The organism is Actinomyces oris (genome assembly GCF_001929375.1).
In the GTDB taxonomy this organism is placed as follows: domain Bacteria; phylum Actinomycetota; class Actinomycetes; order Actinomycetales; family Actinomycetaceae; genus Actinomyces; species Actinomyces oris_B.
This window is the reverse complement of the sequence record NZ_MSGO01000072.1, coordinates 1-2,577: the sequence shown is the minus strand read 5'-3', so window position 1 is coordinate 2,577 and position 2,577 is coordinate 1. Positions and strand designations below refer to the sequence as shown.

The following is a 2,577-nucleotide window of genomic DNA, read 5'->3' as shown; positions in this document are numbered from 1 at the left end:
CAGAAGGTGCATTAAGACGTTCCCTCGAAGCGCATGAGTGACTGCGAGGTAGTGTCAGAAAGCACCCAGCACCAGAAGGTGCATTAAGACTGGAGCCAGGAAGCTTTAGGCGAGTCTGGTTTGCTCAGGTCAGAAAGCACCCAGCACCAGAAGGTGCATTAAGACCGTTGAGTGTTCGCCAGAGCCGCTCGATGACAGCGGGTCAGAAAGCACCCAGCACCAGAAGGTGCATTAAGACTCAGGTGCTTGACTATGAAGGCCATGGAGATGGCCATGTCAGAAAGCACCCAGCACCAGAAGGTGCATTAAGACTGAGGTATTCACCCCCTCTCCTCCGAAGTTCCGGCGTCAGAAAGCACCCAACACCAGAAGGCCTATTCACGGGAATTGCCGTGCGGGGGCTGCCAACAGCGCCGGAAAACGGCCAGTCCGACCGCCAGCCCCTTGAACAGGCCCTCCGAGCCGACTCGAACCACCCCGCCACCATGGGCGCCGTCCTCCTCGACGATGACCAAGGCCTCCACCCCAGGTGGATTCGTGCCAGGTGAGCTCCCAGGATTCCAGCAAGCATCACGCAACCGAAACGCCTATACCACAGGAACCGACCAGCAGGCGCAAAGCCAGGCGGCCGCGCCAAGGAGCCCAGCCGCCCGCTCGTCACCCACTCGCGGGACACAGTCAACGCGTCGGTGGACCAACATCCATGTCCCACACCAGGAGGCTTATTCACAGCATCCGTCAAAGACGCTGTGACCTCGCAGATGCCGGCGCCGGCTAGCCCTGCGAATAAGCCTCCAGCACTGCTTCAGCAGCGACGCAGAGGCAGGACCATGAAGCCACCGAAAGAACGGTTGCCAACACCAGCCTTTAACTTATAACTTAAGTACGTGACTACGATTCAGGAGGCCCGGCGCAGCCTGGGCGTTGGGCAGAGTGAGCTCGCACAACGCCTAGGGGTTTCTGTCGTCTCCGTATCTCAGACCGAGACACGAGAAGCGCGAGGCGACATTACGTTGCGCACGCGCGCCCGCTACCTCGGCGCCCTGGGCTTGGAGGATCTCGGGATCGTGGCCCCACACATCCCCGACAACACAACTCCCCTCCCCGACCTCGACCCCGGCATCACCAGCATCACTCCGGACAGCGCTGCGGCCTCCAGCCGCTCGCGACGCCGCAGCCTCATGCTCCACCGACTGGTCGATGCCTCCACCAACTGGTCGGAGACGTCATCCTGGCGCCCACAGGTTGTCACCGGAATCGCACGCAATGAACACTCAGTTCAAGGGACGCTGCACCGGTCGGCTCTCGAACGCTGGAAGTCATGGATAGAGTCAGGCGACATCGAAACGATGCGTGAACGCATGTGCGCCGAAGACGAGGACGCCTGTCTGCTCCGAGACGTCTCCCCCATGGCGGGATTTCTCAGCACGCCCCAACGCCAGGCCGTCATCTACTGGGAGAGGAAGCACTATGCGGCGTGAGCAGCTCTACCACGCCATTCGTACAGCCTGCACAATCATCAACAGAAGCGAGGTGACCGTCCTCGGCTCACAGTCCATCCTCGCCTCCTTCTCCGAGGACGAACTGCCGGAACGCGCCACACTATCTCGCGAGATCGACATTCTTCCCATCGACGACAACCCTGAAACCGTCAAAGAACTGGCGGATCTCATTGAGGGAGTCGCTGGCGAGCTTTCTCCTTTCGAGCAACTTCACGGCTTCGCAATCGACGGCGTCGACGATTCCACTGCGATCCTCTCTTCCGGATGGAGAGACCGCCTCATAGCTGTTTCAGGACCTGCAACTTCTCTTGCCGGAAGCGCACTAAGTAACACAGGCTATTGCCTGTCACCAGAAGATCTGTGCGTCGCAAAATTGTGTGCCAACCGCGACAAGGACAGAGAATTCGTTGGCGCATTGCTGGACGCCGCAATCGTCAATCCTTACGACATCATGAACCTTCTCGAACTCCTAGACGAGCAGCACGAAGAAGCCAAGGCACGAGCACAGTCCTTTCTTCATCACTGGAAAGACAGTAAAACATCAAGGTCCAGGCCAACCGCAGGCTGCGGATGAGGTGGATCGTGTGATCGAGCTCGACTCGGAGGCGGTCGGGTTCGTCGTCTCCGAGCAGTGGACCATGATGACCGACGCCGACAGACAGCTCGAGGCCTTCCTGACCCACTTGCTGGACGGGCCAGGCGGCTCGGCGTGGGAAACGCTCCTGACGCCGAGTCCAGAGCCCAGATCCGCCCCCACCACACCAGGATGTGCCCGCAGTCACAGGCGGGAACGTCGACCTTTTGGCTTGACGTCGTCGGAAACTGGTGGCTGAAGGCACCTGAGGGGGCGTCGGTGGCGCTTGGCGTCAGGACGCCGAAAAGTGGTTAAATAGGGGAGGTGCCGTCCGGCCCCGCCGGGTGCTTGCGGAGCCGGTGGCGCTCCAGCCCCTGGAAACGGCGCAACGACGCCACTCCGAGAGGCAGGGTCAGAAAGCACCCAGCACCAGAAGGTGCATTAAGACTTTATATATGCTGGCCCATCCATGCTACTCGCAGCGTCAGAAAGCACCCAGCA

The 2,577-nt window shown here is 60.2% G+C and carries 2 protein-coding genes; both read left to right on the top strand.

The window, feature by feature from the left end:
- The first annotated feature begins 1,013 nt into the window (after positions 1 to 1,013).
- Positions 1,014 to 1,481, top strand: coding sequence for a hypothetical protein (locus BKH32_RS12555; RefSeq protein ID WP_143222844.1), 468 nt, complete (start codon positions 1,014 to 1,016; stop codon positions 1,479 to 1,481).
- Positions 1,471 to 2,076: a DUF6036 family nucleotidyltransferase gene (locus BKH32_RS12550; protein WP_075250336.1), complete on the top strand. Its 606-nt coding sequence runs from the start codon at positions 1,471 to 1,473 to the stop codon at positions 2,074 to 2,076. The genes BKH32_RS12555 and BKH32_RS12550 overlap by 11 nt, the downstream gene beginning before the upstream one ends.
- Positions 2,077 to 2,577: the final 501 nt, after the last annotated feature.